At 71.8% G+C, this 17,542-nt stretch carries 17 protein-coding genes; 15 read left to right on the top strand and 2 right to left on the bottom strand.

Features of this window, described 5'->3' with window-relative positions; translation table 11 throughout:
* The first annotated feature begins 77 nt into the window (after positions 1-77).
* The 7 genes from SB754_RS04285 to SB754_RS04255 are packed head-to-tail and all read left to right on the top strand — an operon-like array spanning position 78 to position 7,448.
* The gene (locus tag SB754_RS04285; RefSeq protein WP_410781117.1) at positions 78-1,232 is read left to right on the top strand and encodes an ROK family protein; all 1,155 of its coding nucleotides are present in this window, start codon (positions 78-80) and stop codon (positions 1,230-1,232) included.
* A 60-nt stretch (positions 1,233-1,292) separates the two neighbouring features.
* Positions 1,293-2,624, top strand: coding sequence for an ABC transporter substrate-binding protein (locus SB754_RS04280; protein WP_410781116.1), 1,332 nt, complete (start codon positions 1,293-1,295; stop codon positions 2,622-2,624).
* 10 nt (positions 2,625-2,634) lie between these two features.
* Positions 2,635-3,618 (top strand): carbohydrate ABC transporter permease, encoded by a 984-nt coding sequence (locus tag SB754_RS04275; protein ID WP_410781115.1) that lies wholly within the window; start codon positions 2,635-2,637, stop codon positions 3,616-3,618.
* Positions 3,615-4,523: a carbohydrate ABC transporter permease gene (locus SB754_RS04270; RefSeq protein ID WP_410781114.1), complete on the top strand. Its 909-nt coding sequence runs from the start codon at positions 3,615-3,617 to the stop codon at positions 4,521-4,523. The genes SB754_RS04275 and SB754_RS04270 overlap by 4 nt, the downstream gene beginning before the upstream one ends.
* 3 nt (positions 4,524-4,526) lie before the next feature.
* Positions 4,527-5,798 carry a 6-phospho-beta-glucosidase gene (locus SB754_RS04265; RefSeq protein ID WP_410781113.1) on the top strand — a complete coding sequence of 424 codons (1,272 nt, stop codon included), beginning with the start codon at positions 4,527-4,529 and terminating at the stop codon, positions 5,796-5,798.
* Entirely contained in the window at positions 5,795-6,790 is a 996-nt protein-coding gene (locus SB754_RS04260) for an N-acetylglucosamine kinase (RefSeq protein WP_410781112.1), read from the top strand. The genes SB754_RS04265 and SB754_RS04260 overlap by 4 nt, the downstream gene beginning before the upstream one ends.
* A gap of 37 nt (positions 6,791-6,827) precedes the next feature.
* On the top strand, positions 6,828-7,448 hold the full coding sequence (locus tag SB754_RS04255; RefSeq protein ID WP_410781111.1) for a protein-L-isoaspartate(D-aspartate) O-methyltransferase: 621 nt from the start codon (positions 6,828-6,830) through the stop codon (positions 7,446-7,448).
* 80 nt (positions 7,449-7,528) lie between these two features.
* On the opposite strand, the gene SB754_RS04250 is transcribed toward SB754_RS04255, so the two are convergent.
* On the bottom strand, positions 7,529-8,263 hold the full coding sequence (locus SB754_RS04250) for a gamma-glutamyl-gamma-aminobutyrate hydrolase family protein (RefSeq protein WP_410781110.1): 735 nt from the start codon (positions 8,261-8,263) through the stop codon (positions 7,529-7,531).
* Between the two features lie 146 nt (positions 8,264-8,409).
* Here SB754_RS04250 and SB754_RS04245 point away from each other — a divergent pair, with 146 nt between their 5' ends.
* From SB754_RS04245 to SB754_RS04215, 7 genes are all read left to right on the top strand, one after another.
* Positions 8,410-10,515, top strand: coding sequence for a TPM domain-containing protein (locus tag SB754_RS04245; protein ID WP_410781109.1), 2,106 nt, complete (start codon positions 8,410-8,412; stop codon positions 10,513-10,515).
* A 47-nt stretch (positions 10,516-10,562) separates the two neighbouring features.
* Complete coding sequence (locus tag SB754_RS04240; protein WP_410781108.1) at positions 10,563-11,306, top strand: PspA/IM30 family protein; 744 nt, start codon at positions 10,563-10,565, stop codon at positions 11,304-11,306.
* Positions 11,303-12,166, top strand: coding sequence for an arginase family protein (locus SB754_RS04235; RefSeq protein WP_410781107.1), 864 nt, complete (start codon positions 11,303-11,305; stop codon positions 12,164-12,166). Before SB754_RS04240 ends, SB754_RS04235 begins: the two co-directional genes overlap by 4 nt.
* Positions 12,167-12,176: 10 nt before the next feature.
* On the top strand, positions 12,177-12,962 hold the full coding sequence (locus tag SB754_RS04230) for a crotonase/enoyl-CoA hydratase family protein (RefSeq protein WP_410781106.1): 786 nt from the start codon (positions 12,177-12,179) through the stop codon (positions 12,960-12,962).
* Positions 12,963-13,054: 92 nt separating this feature from the next.
* Positions 13,055-14,506: a dihydrolipoyl dehydrogenase family protein gene (locus SB754_RS04225; RefSeq protein ID WP_410781105.1), complete on the top strand. Its 1,452-nt coding sequence runs from the start codon at positions 13,055-13,057 to the stop codon at positions 14,504-14,506.
* Positions 14,503-14,883, top strand: a complete 381-nt coding sequence (locus SB754_RS04220; RefSeq protein WP_410781104.1) for a Fe-S oxidoreductase — start codon at positions 14,503-14,505, stop codon at positions 14,881-14,883. The genes SB754_RS04225 and SB754_RS04220 overlap by 4 nt, the downstream gene beginning before the upstream one ends.
* Positions 14,880-15,725 (top strand): SDR family NAD(P)-dependent oxidoreductase, encoded by an 846-nt coding sequence (locus SB754_RS04215; RefSeq protein ID WP_410781103.1) that lies wholly within the window; start codon positions 14,880-14,882, stop codon positions 15,723-15,725. Before SB754_RS04220 ends, SB754_RS04215 begins: the two co-directional genes overlap by 4 nt.
* Positions 15,726-15,837: 112 nt before the next feature.
* On the opposite strand, the gene SB754_RS04210 is transcribed toward SB754_RS04215, so the two are convergent.
* Complete coding sequence (locus SB754_RS04210) at positions 15,838-16,284, bottom strand: SIP domain-containing protein (protein WP_410781102.1); 447 nt, start codon at positions 16,282-16,284, stop codon at positions 15,838-15,840.
* Positions 16,285-16,415: 131 nt separating this feature from the next.
* Between SB754_RS04210 and SB754_RS04205 the strand changes: the two genes are divergently transcribed.
* Complete coding sequence (locus tag SB754_RS04205; protein ID WP_410781101.1) at positions 16,416-17,495, top strand: ATP-dependent DNA ligase; 1,080 nt, start codon at positions 16,416-16,418, stop codon at positions 17,493-17,495.
* Positions 17,496-17,542 lie beyond the last annotated feature (47 nt).

Here is a 17,542-nt window from a genome sequence, read left to right as displayed (position 1 = left end):
TCGAAACAGGAGCTTTACTATAAAGAAACTTTCCTGATACATTCACCCGAGAACATCGTTCCAACGAAGGGATGAGGATGGCCGGACCGGTTCGCGGCACCCCCGGGTGGCTGCGCGAGACGAACGATCGCACCGCGCTGTCGTTGCTGCTGGAGCACGGCGTCCTCACCCGCACCCGCATCGGCGAGCTCTCCGGGCTCTCGAAGCCGACGGCCGCCCAGATGGTCTCGCGGCTCGAGACGGCGGGACTTATCCACGTCGTCGGCGAGGTCTCCGGCGGCCGCGGCCCGAACGCCGCCAGCTACGCGGTGCGCACCGACCGAATGCTCGGCGTTGCCGTCGACATCGATGCAGAGTCGATCCGCTCGACCGTTGTCGACGCCGCCGGCGCGGAACGCCCCATCGCCGTCACCCCTCTCGCCGCACGGAGCCCGGAGGAGGACCTCCGCCTGGCCGTCGACGCCGCCTGCGACGCAGCGGGCGCCGACGCCCAGCGCGTCGGCGCCGTCTGCATCGGCGTGCAGGGCGCGCTCGACCCGCGCACCGACGAGCTCACCTACATCGAGACGCTTCCCGAATGGCCGAAGCAGGGCATCCGCAAGCGCCTCTCCGACGCACTCGGCATCGCCGTGCACATCGACAACGACGTGAACCTCGCAGCCCTCGCCGAGCGGACCGACGGGGCCGGCCGCGACACCGGAGGCTTCGCCCTGCTCTGGATGGACGAAGGCCTCGGGCTGTCGGTCGACCAGGGCGGGAGCGTCCACCGCGGGGCCTCGGGGGGCGCCGGCGAGATCGGCTACCTGCCCATCCCGCGCTCCGCCGCCGAGCTGGACGAGGAGGCCCGCGATCTGCAGGACCTCATCGGAGGCCCGGCCGTCGCCCGGCTCGCAGCCTCCCACGGACTGTCCGCGCAGTTCCAGGGAGCGGAGGGAGCAGACGAGGCTCGCGAACGGCTCCTCGGCGAGCTCGCCCGGCGCGTCGCCGTCGGCGTCGTTCCGGTGCTCGCCCTGCTCGACCCCGAGCTCGTCGTCCTCGGCGGAGCGACCGGCCTCGCCGGCGGCCCCCGGCTCGCCGAGCTCGTCACCGCAGAACTCCGCCCCGCCTGGGGCGACCGCAGCGTCGTCGCGACCGGCGTCGCCGCCCATCCCGTCCTCCGCGGAGCCCGGGAGCACCTCATCGGCGACGTGCGCGACGCACTGTTCGCCGAAGTGTCGCGGATCGCACCGTAGCGATCCGCGCCCCGCCCTGCACCATCCACCCGCACCACCAACAGTGAGGGAGCCACACCCGTGAAACACCGTCATCTCGTCGCAGCGGCCGCGATCACCGCAGCCGCCGCGCTCGCACTCTCCGGATGCTCCGGAGGGTCGGGCGGCGCCAACTTCGCCGACACCACCCCCAAGGACCTCAGCGGAACGGTCTCGTTCTGGCACTTCTTCTCCGACCGGGAGGCGAAGGTCATCCAGTCGGTCGTCGACGACTTCGAGAAGAAGTACCCGAAGATCAAAGTCGATGTGCACTCCGGCCAGGACGACGAGAAGCTGCAGAAGGCCATCGCCACCGGCAGCAAAGTCGACGTCGGCCTGTCGTACTCCACCGACATCGTCGGCAACTTCTGCTCCAACGGCGCCTTCCGGAGCCTGAACAAGGTGATCGACCGCGACGGCGTCGACATGAGCCAGTTCTCGGACACCGTGAAGTCGTACACCGAGTACAAGGGCACCCGCTGCGCGATGCCGATGCTCGCCGACGTCTACGGCCTCTACTACAACACCGACCTGCTGCAGGCCGCCGGCTACACCGCTCCGCCCAAGACACTGAGCGAGCTGGAGTCGATGGCCGAGAAGCTCACGACCTTCAAAGCCGACGGGTCCATCAAGACCCTCGGCTTCAACCCGACCATGGGCTGGTACGAGAACTCGGCCGCGCACTACGGTCCCGCCGCCGGCGCCGAGTGGCTCAAGGCGGACGGCACCAGCGCGATCGGCTCGAGCGAGGGCTGGAAGGAGCTGATGACCTGGCAGAAGGGGTTCGTCGACAAGATCGGCTGGGACAAGCTCAACGCCTTCACCTCGGGGCTCGGCCAGGAGTTCTCGGCCGACAACGCGTTCCAGACCGGCCAGGTGGCGATGAACCTCGACGGCGAATACCGGACGGCGTTCATCGACGACCAGGCGAAGAACCTGCACTACGGCACAGCTCCCTTCCCGACGGCCGACGGCCACACCGACCTCTACGGCGGCGGGTACATCACCGGCAACATCATCGGCATCTCGAAGGGCTCCAAGCAGCCCGAGCTGGCGTGGGCGCTGCTGAAGTACCTCACGACGGACACCGACGCGGTGGTCAAGCTCGCCAACGGGCTGAAGAACGTCCCCACCACGAAGGATGCGCTGAACTCGCCGAAGCTGGAGGTGTCGGAGCAGTACAAGACGTTCCTCGACGTCGCGTCGGACAAGAACGTGCAGACCACCCCGGCCAGCCCGCTCGGCGCCGGTTACCAGCAGTCGTTCGAGGACTGGTGGAACAAGTACCAGAGCCAGGGCGGCGACCTCGACGCCGGGCTGAAGGCGGTCGACAAGCAGATCGACGACGCCCTCGCGCTGAGCACCGGTCCGTGAGCCCGACGCCATGACGACCACCATCGACCGTGCGGGGCGGGTCACCGCCCGCCCCGCACGCCGGTCCTCCGGACGGCGCCGCCGCAACCTGGTGACGCTCGCCCTGCTGTCGCCCGCCCTGCTCGGGCTGCTGATCTTCTTCGTCTACCCGCTGATCGCGTCGGTCTACTACTCCTTCACCCGCTTCGACCTGGTGTCGGCGCCGCAGTGGATCGGGCTCCGCAACTACGAGTACCTGTTCACCCAGGACCCGAACGTGTGGCTGGCGACGCTGAACACCCTCTGGTTCGTGGTGATCTGGGTGCCGGTGAAGACGGCGTTCGCGTTGCTCATCGCCGGCCTCCTCGCCCGGGCCCGCCGGGCCTCCGGTCTCTGGCGGACGGTGTTCTACCTGCCCGCCCTCGTCCCTCCGGTGGCGAGCGTCGTGGCGTTCGTGTTCCTCTTCAACCCGGGCACCGGGCCGGTGAACCAGGTGCTCGCCTGGTTCGGGATCAAAGGACCGCTGTGGTTCAACGACCCGGCCTGGTCGAAGCCCTCACTGGTGCTGCTCGGCATCTGGGTGATGGGCGACATCATGATCATCTTCCTGGCCGCGCTGCTGGACGTGCCGCGCGAGCAGTACGAGGCCGCATCCCTCGACGGGGCGTCCGGCGCGCAGAAGGTGCGGTACGTCACGATGCCGTCGATCTCGCCCGTGCTGCTGTTCGCCGCCGTGACCGGCGTCATCGCGGCCATCCAGTACTTCACGGAAGCCGCGGTCGCCTCCTCCGTCGCGTCGGGCAAGGCGGTGGTCGGCCAGGGCATCTCCACCAACCTCGGCTACCCCGACGGCTCGCTCCTGACCTACACGCAGTGGCTGTACGTGCGCGGCTTCGGCACGTACCAGCTCGGCTACGCGTCGGCGCTCGCCGTGCTGCTGTTCGTCGTGGCCGCCGTCATCCTCGTCCTGCTGCTGCGCCGCTTCAAGGCGTTCACCCCGGAAGGCGCCCAATGACCTCCGCCACCCTCACCCCCGGCACGACGACGCCGAGCGGCCCGCCGCCCTTCCGCCGCATCCCCTCGCCGCGGTCTGCGCGCACCCGCCGCACGCTGTCGTGGATCGCAGAGCATGCGGTGCTCGTCGTCCTCGCCGTGCTGTTCATCGCGCCGGTGGTCTTCGTGTTCCTCACCTCGCTGATGTCGAGCGAGCAGACCCTGACCGCGTCGCTGTGGCCGCAGCCGTTCCAGTGGGACAACTACGTGAAGGTGTTCACGACCGTCCCGCTGGCGCAGTGGTTCGCGAACTCGGCGATGTACGCGGTCCTGGCGACGGTGTTCATGCTGGTGTCGAGCGTGCCGGCCGCCTACGCGCTGGCGAAGATCCGGTTCCGCGGCTCGGGCGTGCTGTTCACGGTCATCATCATCGCGATGCTGCTGCCGCCGCAGGTGACCGCCATCCCGATCTACGTGCTGTGGTCGCAGCTGGGGCTGACCGGCACGCTGTGGCCGCTCATCCTGCCGAACCTGCTGGGCGACGCCTTCTCGATCTTCCTGCTGCGGCAGTTCTTCCTGACCATCCCGAGCGAGTACTCGGACGCGGCCCGCATCGACGGCAACGGCGAGTTCGGCGTGCTCTGGCGCGTGGTACTCCCCATGGCGAAGCCGGGGATCGCGGCGACCGCGATCTTCATGTTCTTCGCCTCCTGGAACGACTACTACGGACCTCTGCTCTACACCTCGGAGAACCCGGCGGCCTGGCCGGTCGCCTACGGCCTGGCCTCGTTCCGGGGTGTCCACGGCACCGACTGGGGCCTCACCATGGCCATGACGATGCTCGTCACCGTGCCCGTCGTCCTGATCTTCTTCTTCGCCCAACGCGTGTTCGTGGAGGGCATCACACTCACCGGCGTGAAGGGATAACCCGTGAAACTGACCGTCATCGGAGGCGGCTCCACCTACACCCCCGAGCTCATCGACGGCTTCGCGCGGCTGCGCTCCGTGCTGCCGATCGAGGAGCTGTGGCTGGTCGACCCGGACCCGGAGCGGCTGCGGCTGGTCGGCGGGATGAGCGAGCGGATGTTCCGCGCGGCGGGGCATCCCGGCCGAATCGTGCCGACCTCCGACCTGGTCGCGGGCGTCTCGGAGGCGGATGTCGTGCTCGTCCAGCTGCGGGTCGGCGGCCAGCGGGCCCGGCACGGCGACGAGACGTGGCCGCACGAGTGCGGCTGCATCGGCCAGGAGACGACCGGCCCAGGAGGCTTCGCCAAGGCGCTGCGGACAGTCCCTGTCGTGCTGCGGGTCGCCGAGGCGGTGCGCCGCCACGCGAAGGCGGACGCGTGGATCGTCGACTTCACGAACCCGGTCGGCATCGTCACGCGGGCGCTGCTCCAGGAGGGCCACCGCGCGGTCGGGCTGTGCAACGTCGCGATCGGCTTCCAGCGCCGGTTCGCCGGACTGGTCGGGGTCGAGCCGTCGCAGGTGCAGCTGGGACACGTCGGGCTGAACCACCTCACCTGGGAGCGGTCGGCGCTCGTCACCGACGACTCCGGCAGACGGGACGTCCTGCCCGAGCTCCTCGGCACGCGGCTCGAGCAGCTCGCCGAGGAGGTAGAGCTGCCGGCCTCGCTACTGCGGCTGCTCGGCGACGTGCCCAGCTACTACCTGCGGTACTACTACGCGCACGACGAGGTGCTCCGCGAGCAGCTCGACTCCCCCACGCGGGCGGAGGCGGTGCAGCGCGTCGAGCGAGAGCTGCTGGAGCTGTACGGCGACCCGACCGTCGACACGAAGCCGGAGCAGCTGTCGCAACGCGGCGGCGCCTTCTACTCGGAGGCGGCGGTCGACCTGATCGCGTCGCTGACCGGTGACCGCGGCGATGTGCAGGTGGTCAACCTCCGCAATGGAGGGACGCTGCCGTTCCTGCCGGACGATCACGTGATCGAGGTGCCGGCGACCGTGGACGCGCGCGGTGTGACGGCTCTGCCCGTGGACCCGCTGCCGGACGACCATGCCGCCCTGATCGCGCACGTCGCAGGATACGAACGGCTCGCCCTCGACGCCGCCGTCCACGGCGGACGTGACCGCGTCCTGCGCGCCATGCTCGCGCATCCCCTCGTCGGGCAGTACGACCGGGCGGAGCGGCTCACCGACCTGCTGATCGCGCACAACCGCGAGCACCTGGCGTGGGCACGATGAGCGGCGACCCCGCGCCGATCGCGGTCGCGGTCGACGGCGGCGGCTCGAAGACCGACGCGGTCGCCCTCGAGCTGGACGGGACGGTGCTCGCGGAGGCACGGACCGGCACCTCCAGCCCGCACGTGATCGGGATGGCCGCCTCGGCCGGGCTCGTCTCCTCGCTGATCCGGACCCTCCTGGAGCGGACGGGTGAGCGTCCGATCGCCGCGGCCAACCTGTACCTGTCCGGGCTCGACCTGCCGGGCGAGATCGAGGAGTTCCGGAGCGCGATCTCCGGGACTCCGTGGGCGGACGCGACCGTCGAGAACGACCTGTTCGCGCTCCTCCGAGCCGGCACCGGCGAGCCGGACGCCGTCGCCGTCGTCTGCGGCACCGGCATCAACTGCGTGGGCGTGCGCTCCGACGGCCGCGTGGTCCGCTACCCATCGCTGGGCACGATCTCCGGCGACTGGGGCGGAGGCTGGCACCTCGGCGAGCGCGCACTGTGGTTCGCGGCGCGGGCGGCCGACGGTCGCGGCGCTCCGACGGCACTCCAGGTCGCGGTGCCGGCAGCTCTCGGGCTCGCCGGCGTCCAGGACGTCATCGAGGCCATCCACTTCGGGCGCCTGCCCGGCAGCGAGCTCGCCCGCCTCGCCCCCACCGTCTTCGCCTGCGCCCGCGACGGCGATCCGATCGCCGGAGGCCTGGTCGACGAGCAGGCGGAGGAGATCGCCACCCTCGCCGTCACGACGCTCCGGCGGCTCGACCTGCTCGACCGGCCGGTGCCCGTCGTCCTGGGCGGCGGGGTCATCGGCGGACGGGACGAACGCCTGCTCGGCACGATCGAACGCCTGCTCGCGGAGCGCGCTCCGGCGGCCCGGATGGAGCTGGTCACGGCCGCGCCCATCCTCGGCGCGGCCCTGCTGGCGCTCGAATCGGCGGGCGCGGACCTCGCCGCGGTGCAGAACGCGCGGAGCACCCTGGAGGAGCGACCGGCCGCGGTGGTTCAATAGCCTCACGGACCACGATCACCTCTTCCAGCGCGCGCGGATGGTCGAGGAGCAGCTCGCCCCGCGCGGGATCGAGGACCAGCGCGTCCTCGACGCGATGCGACGCGTGCCCCGGCACCTCTTCGTGGAGGCCTCGGCGGCGGCGTACGCGTACGAGGACCATCCGATGCCCATCGGGCACGGCCAGACGATCTCGCAGCCGTACATCGTCGCGCTGATGCTGCAGGCGGCGCGCATCCGCCCGGAGGACACCGTGCTCGACGTGGGGACCGGCTCCGGCTACGCGGCCGCCGTGATCGCCGAACTGGCGGGCCGGGTGGTCAGCATCGAGCGGCACCCGGAGCTGGCGGTCGCGGCGGCGGGGACGCTGGCGGCGCTCGGGTACGACGTCGAAGTGGTGACGGGCGACGGGACGCTGGGCTGGCCTCCACAGGCCCCGTACGACGCGATCGTCGCGGCGGCGACGGGCCCAGCGGTTCCGGAGGCCTGGGTCGACCAGCTGCGGCTCGGTGGGCGGATCGTCATGCCGGTGGGGCGGCCGGGGCGCGCGCAGCACCTCGCGGCGTTCACCGCCGAGACGGATGGGACGCTGCGCGAGACGAAGCTGGGTGCCGTGGCATTCGTGCCGCTGATCGGCGATCAGGGCTGGCCGGCGTCCTGATCCCGCCCATCTAGTGGTCCCGACATGCCGTCACGCCCGGCGCAGAACGGCATGTCCGGACCACTCGATGAGGGCGGCCTCTAGGCCGCGACGGCGATGCGCGCCGACAGCGCGCCGAGGAGCGCCGCAAGCTGCCCCTCGGGCGCCGCGATGTCCTCCGGGTGCCACTGGACGGCCAGCAGCGGAGCCTCCCGGTGCTCGACCGCCTCCACGTGCCCGTCGTGCGAGTGCGCCGTCACGACGAGGTCGGCGCCGAGGGCGTCGACCGCCTGGTGGTGGGCGCTCCGCACCTCCACGGGGCCGTCGCCGAGCAGATCGGCGAGACGGCTGCCGTCGACCGGGTGGACGCTGTGCGTGGTGAGCACCTGCGGGATCGGCACCCCGCGGTTGACGTGGCCGCACTCCTCACCGAGGTCCTGCACGAGGGTCCCGCCGAGGGCGACGTTGACGATCTGGAGGCCGCGGCAGATGCCCAGCAGCGGCGTCCGGTTGCGGATCGCGGCGCGGACGAGCTCGAGCTGCGCGGCGTCGGCCACCGGAAGGTGCCGCGACTCGTGCGGGTAGCCGGTCGGGCCGCCGTAGAAGCGCGGGTGGATGTCCTCCCCGCCGACGATCACGACCGCGTCGGCGGCAGCAGTCTCGGCGAGCAGCGCCTCCGGGCCGCGGTCGGCCGCGTGACGGGAGACGGTCCAGCCCTGCGAGCGGGCCTCGGCGATCACCGAGCCCACCAGGAGCTGCACGTAGTCGTGGTAGGCGGGGTCGTGGTCCCGGTAGCGGGTGGCCTCGACGACGGCCAGGGTGGGCGCCTGCGACATGCGCTCCTCCTCTCGACCGGGTCCCTCCATCCCAGCAGCCTCCGCGCCGATTCGCACGGGTGGCCGTAACAGGCCGAAACAGTGACACCACCAGGGAGCCCGCATAGACTCGGCTGGATGACAGCCGGACCCGAGAGAGTGGGTGGATGCGCTTGCGACGTCTGCTGACCGGGCCCCTGCTGGCGCTGGGGCTGATGGCCGGACCGGTCGTGGTCCAGGCCTCGCCCGCTGCCGCCCAGGACCCGGTCGACCTCGGCCCCAGTCACGTCGTCGATCAGGCGCAGGTCCTCAGCGGAGCGGAGGAGGCGCGCGTCGCCGCTGCGGCGAAGAAGCTGTACGACGACCACCGCATCGACCTCTACGTCGTCTACGTCACCGACTTCACCGACCCGACCGAAGCTGCGGACTGGGCCAATGAGACAGCCGCGCGCAACGGGCTGGGACAGCGCGACTACCTGCTCGCCGTCGCGACGGACGGCCGCACGTACTACCTCTCCGGGGACGACGACGGACCGGTGAGCCCGGACCAGCTCGACAGCATCGAGCAGAACGACATCGAGCCGAAACTGCACGCGGGCGACTGGGCCGGGGCCGGTGTCGCCGCCGCGAGCGGGCTCTCCGACGCAGTGGGCGGCGGTGGTGGAGGCGCGGTCTTCTTCTGGCTGTTCCTCGCCGGCGTGATCGTCGTGGGCGTCGTCGTGTTCGTCGTGGTGCGCTCCCGCGGCTCCCGAAAGAAGCAGGCGGTCACCGGACCGGCGACGCCGCAGAGCGAGTTGCAGACCATTCCGCTGAGCGAGCTCGAACGCCGCGCCGGGTCGGCTCTCGTCCAGACCGACGACGCCATCCGCACCAGTGAGGACGAACTGGGTTTCGCGACGGCGCAGTACGGTGCGGAGGCGGTGGTCCCGTTCCAGGCCGCCCTCGATGCGGCCACGGGCCAGCTGCACGAAGCGTTCACGCTGAAGCAGCGCCTCGACGACGCGGAGCCGGACACCGACGAGCAGCGGCGCGAGTGGAACATCCAGATCGTCCAGCTCTGTGCCACCGCCAACCAGCGGCTCGACGCCCAGGCCGACGCGTTCGACGAGCTGCGCGCGCTCGAGAAGCGCATCCCCGAGGCCTCGGCCGAGATCGCGGCTGAGGCTGCTGCGCTGCGCCAGCGGCTCGCAGCGACGACGAGCACACTGGAGGCGCTCGCCCAGCGCTACACCGACGCCTCCCTCGCGACGGTGCAGGACAACGTGCATCAGGCGACGGAGCGGCTCGACTTCGCCGACACGGCGCTCGCGGGTGCCGCACAGAAGGCCGCAGGCGGCGACGCGGGCGCTGCGGCGGTCGGAGTGCGGGCGGCCGAGGAGTCAGCCGACCAGGCGAAACTGCTGCTCGACGCGGTCGACCGGCTCGGCGCCGACCTGGCGGCAGCCCAGCAGTCGATGGACAGCACGCTCGCCGAGCTGCGCAGCGACCTGGCCGAGGCGCGTGCGCTCGCCGCGGCGGGCGATCCGGGCGGGACGATCGCGGCCGCGGTCGCCGGCACGCAGCAGACGGTCGACGACGTGCAGGCGGCGCTGAGCGCGGGAGGCGCGGCGGGCGCCGGAGGCCTAGGAGGCGCTGACGGGCGCATCAACCCGTTGGAGCTCGCGCAGCGGCTCGACGCAGCCAACCGCTCCATCGACGCCGTGCTGCAGGGCGTCCGGGATGCGCGCGCCCAGGCGCAGCGGGCGCAGTCGATGCTGCAGCAGACGCTGCTCACTGCGCGGGCGCGGGTCTCCGCCTGCCAGGACTTCATCACCGCGCGCCGTGGGGCCGTCGGGCCGGAGGCCCGCACCCGGCTGGCGGAGGCCGGCCGGCTGGCCGGGCTGGCCGAGCAGACGGCGGCCACGGACGCGGTGTCCGCGCTTGCGCAGGCCCAGCGGGCCGCCCAGCTCGCGGACGAGGCGACGCAGCTCGCGCAGCAGGACGTCGGCGGGTTCCCGTCCGGGATGGACGGCATGGGCGGCATGGGCGGCATGGGCGGGATGCCCGGCGGCCTCGGCGGCGTGTTCGGCGGCGGCACCGGTCGTGGCGGCGGAAGCGGCGCGATGGGCGCGATCCTCGGCGGCATCCTGATCGACTCGGTGCTGCGCGGCGGGATGGGCGGCGGCGGCGGGATGGGCGGCGGCGGCGGCGGTTTCGGCGGCGGCGGCGGCTTCAGCGCCGGCAGTTTCGGCGGAGGCGGCACGCGCAGCAGGCGCGGCGGCGGACGGTTCTGACAGGCACGGCACGATCGCCCATCCGGGCGGAGCGAAAGGAAGAGCACATGGCGAAGCAGTCCATCTTCGGGCGGATCTCGCAACTGTTGCGGGCGAACGTCAACGCCCTCCTCGATCAGGCGGAGGACCCGGAGAAGATGCTGGACCAGATGGTCCGCGACTTCACCAACAGCATCGCCGACGCCGAAAGCGCGATCGCCGAGACCATCGGCAATCTGCGGCTGCTGGAGGACGACCACCGTGAAGACGTGGAGGCCGCGAGCGAGTGGGGCGACAAAGCCCTGGCCGCGAGCCGTCAGGCCGACCAGTACCGGGCCTCCGGCAACAGCGCCGATGCCGACAAGTTCGACAACCTGGCGAAGGTGGCGTTGCAGCGGCAGATCTCGTCCGAGAACGAGGCGAAGGCCGCCGAGCCGCAGATCGCCGCGCAGACCGAGGTCGTCGAGAAGCTGAAGTCCGGGCTGAACGGCATGAAGGAGAAGCTGGAGCAGCTGAAGAGCAAGCGCTCCGAGCTGATCGCCCGCGCGAAGGCAGCACAGGCGCAGGCCCAGGTGATCGATGCCGTCAAGAGCGTCGACATCATGGACCCAACCAGCGAGGTCTCCCGGTTCGAGGAGAAGATCCGGCGGGAGGAGGCCAAGGTGCGCGGTGCGCAGGAGCTGGCCGCCTCCAGCCTCGACGCCCAGTTCGAGCAGCTGGACGACCTCGGCGAGATGACCGAGGTGGAGGCCCGGCTCGCCGCCCTCAAGTCGGGTGCGCAGGCGGCCGTGACGTCGGGTTCGGAGGAGTGAGCGCCGCGTCGTTCCTCGTCGTCCCGCAGTGGCAGGGGTCCAGCTCCTCCCGGGCGATGCGCCTGATCGACGGCGCCGACGCCATCCGCGGCGACCTCCCCACCGCCCGCACGCACCAGGTCCCCGTTCCGGCTGCTGCAGGCGAATCCCTCGGATCCGGCGTGAACCGGTTCTCGTCGCTCGTCGCCGTGCGCGACGCGACGGAGGCGGAGCTCGCGCTACTGGAGGCGCCGGTCGTCACGATCGGCGGCGACTGCGGCGTCGAGCTGGCGAGCGTGCAGCACGTGCTCGCCGCGCGGCCGGCCGGCAGCGTCGCCGTGGTCTGGTTCGACGCGCACGCGGACATCAACAGCGTGGAGTCGTCCCCCTCCGGCGCGTTCACCGGCATGGTGGTCCGTGCGCTCCTCGGCGACGGCGCCGACGGCCTCGCCTCGACGGACGGGAACCGCCTCGACCCCGCGCAGCTCGTCCTGGCCGGGACGCGCGCCCTCGACGACGGCGAGTCGGCGTTCATCGACAGCACCGGCATCCGCGTCGTCGGACCGGGCGAGCTGGACGACGCGGAGGCGATCGTGCGGGCGGTGGAGGCGACCGGCGCCGACTCCGTCTACCTCCACGTCGACCTGGACGTGCTCGACCCCGGCACCATCGAGGGCCTCGGGGCGCCGGAGCCGTTCGGCGTCGAGATCGGGCGGCTCACCGAGGCCATCCGTGCGTTGCGGGCGCGGTTCGAGCTGGCCGGGGCCGGCCTGACGGAGTTCGCGCCGGAGACGCCGGACGCCGCCGCGGGTGACCTGGGCGTGATCCTCCGCATCCTGGGGGCGCTCACCGGGCCCGTTCCGCAGGACGCGGCGCGCTAGCGTGGGAGCCATGACCGAGCCCAAGATCCTCACCGAGCGGCGAGGCCACATCCTCCTGATCGGGCTGAACCGCCCGGAGAAGCGCAACGCCGCCGACTTCGAGCTGCTCAGCCTCCTCGCAGACGCCTACGGCGAGCTGGAGCGCGACCCGGAACTCCGCGTCGGGCTCGTGCATGCGGTCGGCGAGCATTTCACCGCCGGGCTCGACCTGGCCGATCTCGGGCCACGGATCGGAGCGGACGGGCTCTCCTTCGTCGGCCCGGACGGGGTCGACCCGTGGCAGGTCTCCGGGCAGCAGCTCACCAAGCCGGTCGTGATCGCGGTGCAGGGCACCTGCCTGACCCTCGGCATCGAGCTGATGCTCGCCTCCGACGTCGTCGTCGCCGCCCGCGGGACGCGGTTCGGCCAGATCGAGGTCACGCGGGGCATCCTTCCCTTCGGCGGGGCGACCCTGCGCTTCCCGCGGGCCGCAGGCTGGGGCGACGCCATGCGCTACATCCTCACCGGCGACCTCTTCGACGCCGAGGAGGCCCACCGGATGGGACTGGTGCAGGAGGTCGTCGACGACGGCGCGCAGTTCGACCGGGCGCTCGAGCTGGCCGAGCGGGTCGCCGCGCAGGCTCCGCTCGCCGTGCAGGCCGCACTCGCCAACGCGAAGCGCGCGGTGCGCGACGGAGACGCGGCCGCCGAGGCGGAGCTGCAGCCGGCCCTGGTGCGGCTGGTGGGCAGCGAGGATGCCCGCATCGGGATGGAGGCGTTTCTCGCGCGCACGGAGGCCCGATTCGTGGGCCGCTAGCTCCCCTCCTTCCGATCCGTTCCGACCCCGACGACGAATAGCCCGACGACCACAGGCAGAGAGCGGCAGCGCCGCGCAGAGCAGGAGAGACCATGACCGAGACCAGGGACTACGACGTCATCGTGATGGGAGCGGGAGCGGTCGGCGAGAACGTCGCCGACCGTGCCGCGCAGGGCGGTCTCCGCACCGTCATCGTGGAGTCGGAGCTGGTGGGCGGCGAGTGCTCGTACTGGGCGTGCATGCCCTCCAAGACCCTGCTGCGAAGCGGCGCCCTGCTGCGCGCGGCCCAGAAGGTGGGCGGCGTGCGCGAGGCGGTCACCGATCCACTGGACGTGGCCGCCGTGCTGAAGCGCCGCGACGACATGACCAGCAACTGGCACGACGACGGCCAGGTCGAGTGGCTGAACGGGGCCGGCATCGACCTGGTCCGCGGCTGGGGCGTCATCACCGCGCCGCGCGAGGTCACCGTGACGGCGGAGGACGGGACGGTCACCGTCCTGCGGGCGAAGCACGCGGTCGCGGTGTCGACCGGCTCCGCGGCGCTGATGCCCGACATCCCCGGCCTTCGCGAGAGCGAACCGTGGTCGAGCCGCGAGGCCACCAGCGCGCAGCGGGTGCCGATGTCGCTGGCGATCCTCGGAGGAGGAGTCGTCGCGACCGAGATGGCCACCGCCTACGCCGGATTCGGCACCGAGGTGCACCTGATCGCGCGCAATGGGCTGCTCGGCGGGGAGGAGCCGTTCGCCGGCGAACTCGTCACCGAATCGCTGAAGAAGCTCGGCGCCACCCTCCACCTCGACACGAACATCGAGCGGGTGGAGCGCACCGACGACGACGCGTTCCGGCTGCAGCTCGATGACGGCACGGTCCTCCAGACGGATGAGTTCCTGGTCGCGACCGGGCGCCTGCCCCGCACCTTCGGGATCGGCCTGGACGCCTTCGGACTGGAGGAGGGCGCCTGGCTGAACGTGGACGACAGCATGCGCGTGCTCGACGCCGACGGACAGCCGGTCGACGGCGGATGGCTCTACGGTGTCGGCGACGTCAACCACCGAGCCCTGCTCACACATCAGGGCAAGTACCAGGCCCGCGCCGCCGGCGACGCGATCGGCGCCCGGGCCCGCGGCCGCGAGGTCTCGCTGGAACCGTGGGGCGCCTTCGTGGCGACGGCCGACCATGAGGCCGTCCCGCAGGTGACCTTCACCGACCCGGAGGTCGCGTCGGTGGGGCTGACCGCCGCACGGGCCGAGAAGGCCGGCTACCGCATCCGCGTCGTCGATTACGCGATCGGCAGCGTCTCCGGCGCTCACATCGTCGCGGACGGTTACGAGGGCACCGCCCGGATGGTCGTGGACGAGGACCGCAGGGTCGTCCTCGGCGTGACCTTCGTCGGCCAGGACGTCGGCGAGCTGCTGCATTCGGCGACCATCGCCGTCGTCGGCGAGGTTCCGCTCGACCGGCTGTGGCACGCGGTGCCGTCGTACCCGACGATCAGCGAGGTCTGGCTGCGCCTGCTCGAGACTTACGGCCGGCCCGAGAAGTGACCGCCTTCGACCGCACCCCGCTCGGCCGGCTGCTGCTCGACTCCCCCGTCAGCCGGCTGGGTTACCTGTACGCGACGGCGGTCGGGCACGTCTGGGGTTTCGTGTGGAGCACCGGCCGGGTGGAGCGGCGCGCCGGACTGACGGTCTTCCGCGGCATGCCGAAGCGCACGTTCGGGCGTGGCGGATCCTGCGTCGGGGGCGTCTACCTGACCGACCAGAACGTCACGGACGACGTGCTGGAGCACGAAGCCGTGCACAAGCGGCAGTGGCAGCGGTACGGGATGCTGTTCCCGCTCCTCTACGTGGTAGCGGGCCGCGACCCGCTGCACAACCGGTTCGAGATCGAGGCGGGCCTCGAGAAAGGCGGCTACCGATGACGCGCACGATCGTGATCACGGGGGCGAGCTCCGGGATCGGCGTAGTCGCCGCCGAGCAGCTCTCCGCGGGAGGCGACGAGGTCGCGGTGGTGGGCCGCAACCCGGAGCGCACCCGTGCAGTCGCGGAGCGGATCGGCGCGACGCCGTTCCTCGCCGACTTCGAGCGGCTCGACGACGTGCGGGCCCTGGCCGCCGCCCTCCTCGACCGGTACGAGACCATCGACGTGCTCGCGAACAACGCGGGCGGCCTGTACCACGAGCGCGCGATCACGGTGGATGGGCACGAGCGGACCATCCAGGCCAACCACCTGGCCCCGTTCCTGCTGACGGCGCTGCTGCGCCCGCGGCTCATCGAAACCGCGGCCTCCGGTCGCGACGTCCGTGTCGTCTCCACCGCCAGCATGGCCAACCGCTTCGGCAGCCTCCGCGTCGACGACCTCGACTGGGAGCGCCGGCCCTGGCAGGGCGGCTGGCGCGCGTACGGCACGGCCAAGCTGGCGACCATCCTGTTCGCGTCGGAACTGGCGGAGCGGCTGACCGGCACCGGTGTCAGCGCCTACTCGTTCCATCCGGGCACCATCGCCACCAACTTCGGCAACTCGTCACCGCTGATCCGGTTCGGGCACCTGGTGACCCGCAGCAGCTTCGGCATCTCCGTGGCCGCGGGCGCTGCGCCGCTGCTGTTCCTCGCCGGTCCCGCACCGGTCGGCGCGCCGAGCGGCACCTACTTCGACCGGCTCACCGCGAACGGCCGCACCAACCCGCAGGCGCGCAACGCCCAGCTCGGCCGCGACCTGTGGGCCGCGAGCGAGACGCTCACGGGCCTCGCCGTCCCCGCCTGACCCGTCCCGCCCGCGCGACCACCCGGCAAACGACTCGTCCCGACATGCCGTTACGACGCCGGTCGTAACGGCATGTCGGGACCACTAGATCGGGCTGCGCGGGCTGCGCGCGTCAGCGGAGGGTGGGGGCGGCGACCGCGTCGGGCGACATGCCGACCGTGTGGATGAGGTGGTCGCGCACCTCCGTCGCCAGGGTGAAGCCGCCGGTGACGATCGCGCGGGTCTCCCCCGGGCCGTCGCACAGCATCTCGTCGCACCAGGCGCGGACGGCACGTGAACCGGCCTCGCCGCGGGCGCAGCGCTCCCCCGTTCCGGGCCGGCCGCTGCGGTGCGAGCGGGCCAGCCAGGTGACCGTCATCCGCATCGGCGTCGCCAGAGCGAAGACCTGCTCGGCGTCCTCCACCTCGACGAAGACGCGCCCGCGGGCGCACAGTGGCAGCAGCGCGAGTTCCGCCTCGAGCTGAGCGAGGGAGGTCTCGTCGCCGACGACCAGGAACTGGACGCGGTCGTCGTGATGCGCGGTCGTCGCGGTGTGGGTGGCGTGATCGGGACGGTACATTTCGTCGTCCAGTATAGGCAAGCCTTACCTCACCCCGGCGCTCTCCCGGCGCATCCCCAGCGTCGTCCCGGACGCGGAGCTCAGCGGCCGCGTCCCTTCCGCCTCTCCGCGGTTCGCGGCATGATCGGAGCATGCGACCCTCCGCCTCCTCCCCGATCGCCCCGATGCTCGCGAAGGCGGTCCCGGCCGTCCCCGCGCCCGACAGCGTCGCGGGCGGCGTGAGCTACGAGCCGAAGTGGGACGGATTCCGCGCCATCGTCTACGCCGAGGGCGGCGGCCCGGAGGGCGCGGGGGCGGTGGAGTCGGTGGAGATCGGCAGCCGCGGCTCCAAGATGCTCACGCGCTACTTCCCCGAACTGGTGGAGGCGTTCCGCCGCATCCTCCCCGGGCCGTGCGTTCTCGACGGCGAGATCGTCGTCCCGACCGGCGAGGCCGGTAAGCAGCGACTGGACTGGGAGGCCCTGTCGCAGCGCATCCACCCCGCCGCCAGCCGCGTGAAGCTGCTGTCCGAGCAGACCCCCGCGACGTTCGTCGCCTTCGACCTGCTGGCCATCGGCGACGAGTCGTACGTCGATCGGCCGTTCGCCGAGCGCCGCGCCGCCCTGGAGGAGTTCGCCGGTGACCTCCCCGCGCCGATCCAGCTGACGCGCACGACGACGGAGCTGGATGTCGCCCAGCGCTGGCTGGTCGAGTTCGAGGGCGCCGGCCTCGACGGCGTCGTCGCCAAGCCGCTCGCGGGACCCTACGCACCGAACAAGCGCACGATGCTGAAGATCAAGCACCACCGCACCGCCGACGTGGTCGCGCTCGGCTACCGCATCCACACCAGCGGACGCGGCGTCGGCTCCCTGCTCGTCGGCCTGTACGGCGACGACGGGCAGCTACGGAACGTGGGAGGCGTCTCCGCGTTCACCGACAAGAAGCGGCTGGAGCTCATCGACGAACTGGAGCCCCTGGTGGAGCGCGACGAGAGCGGCGAGGCGGTCACCGGCGAGACCGACCGCAGCCGCTTCTCCGGCAGCAAGGACGTCTCCTTCGTCCGCCTGCGCCCGGAGCGCGTGCTGGAGGTGCGGTACGACCAGATGGAGGGGATGCGCTTCCGGCACACCGCCCAGTTCGAGCGCTGGCGCCCCGACCGGGAGGCCCGCTCCTGCACCTTCGAGCAGCTCGACCGGCCGATCGCGTACGATCTCGGTGACGTGCTGACCTGACCCGCGATCCGGCCGCCGGCCCGTTGCGTCGAGCCCGGCCCGGTGGT

Source organism: Leifsonia sp. SIMBA_070, assembly GCF_046534635.1.
Lineage (GTDB): Bacteria > Actinomycetota > Actinomycetes > Actinomycetales > Microbacteriaceae > Leifsonia.
Note: the sequence above shows the minus strand (reverse complement) of the source record. Positions and strands in the feature narration are given on the sequence as shown.

What these genes read in the sequence shown, in the direction of transcription:
- SB754_RS04285 (WP_410781117.1), top strand. Translation starts at nt 78, where the DNA reads ATGGCCGGACCGGTTCGCGGCACCCCCGGGTGGCTGCGCGAGACGAAC.
- SB754_RS04275 (WP_410781115.1), top strand. Translation starts at nt 2,635, where the DNA reads ATGACGACCACCATCGACCGTGCGGGGCGGGTCACCGCCCGCCCCGCA.
- SB754_RS04270 (WP_410781114.1), top strand. Translation starts at nt 3,615, where the DNA reads ATGACCTCCGCCACCCTCACCCCCGGCACGACGACGCCGAGCGGCCCG.
- SB754_RS04260 (WP_410781112.1), top strand. Translation starts at nt 5,795, where the DNA reads ATGAGCGGCGACCCCGCGCCGATCGCGGTCGCGGTCGACGGCGGCGGC.
- SB754_RS04255 (WP_410781111.1), top strand. Translation starts at nt 6,828, where the DNA reads ATGGTCGAGGAGCAGCTCGCCCCGCGCGGGATCGAGGACCAGCGCGTC.
- SB754_RS04250 (WP_410781110.1), bottom strand. Translation starts at nt 8,263, where the DNA reads ATGTCGCAGGCGCCCACCCTGGCCGTCGTCGAGGCCACCCGCTACCGG.
- SB754_RS04245 (WP_410781109.1), top strand. Translation starts at nt 8,410, where the DNA reads ATGCGCTTGCGACGTCTGCTGACCGGGCCCCTGCTGGCGCTGGGGCTG.
- SB754_RS04240 (WP_410781108.1), top strand. Translation starts at nt 10,563, where the DNA reads ATGGCGAAGCAGTCCATCTTCGGGCGGATCTCGCAACTGTTGCGGGCG.
- SB754_RS04230 (WP_410781106.1), top strand. Translation starts at nt 12,177, where the DNA reads ATGACCGAGCCCAAGATCCTCACCGAGCGGCGAGGCCACATCCTCCTG.
- SB754_RS04225 (WP_410781105.1), top strand. Translation starts at nt 13,055, where the DNA reads ATGACCGAGACCAGGGACTACGACGTCATCGTGATGGGAGCGGGAGCG.
- SB754_RS04215 (WP_410781103.1), top strand. Translation starts at nt 14,880, where the DNA reads ATGACGCGCACGATCGTGATCACGGGGGCGAGCTCCGGGATCGGCGTA.
- SB754_RS04210 (WP_410781102.1), bottom strand. Translation starts at nt 16,284, where the DNA reads ATGTACCGTCCCGATCACGCCACCCACACCGCGACGACCGCGCATCAC.
- SB754_RS04205 (WP_410781101.1), top strand. Translation starts at nt 16,416, where the DNA reads ATGCGACCCTCCGCCTCCTCCCCGATCGCCCCGATGCTCGCGAAGGCG.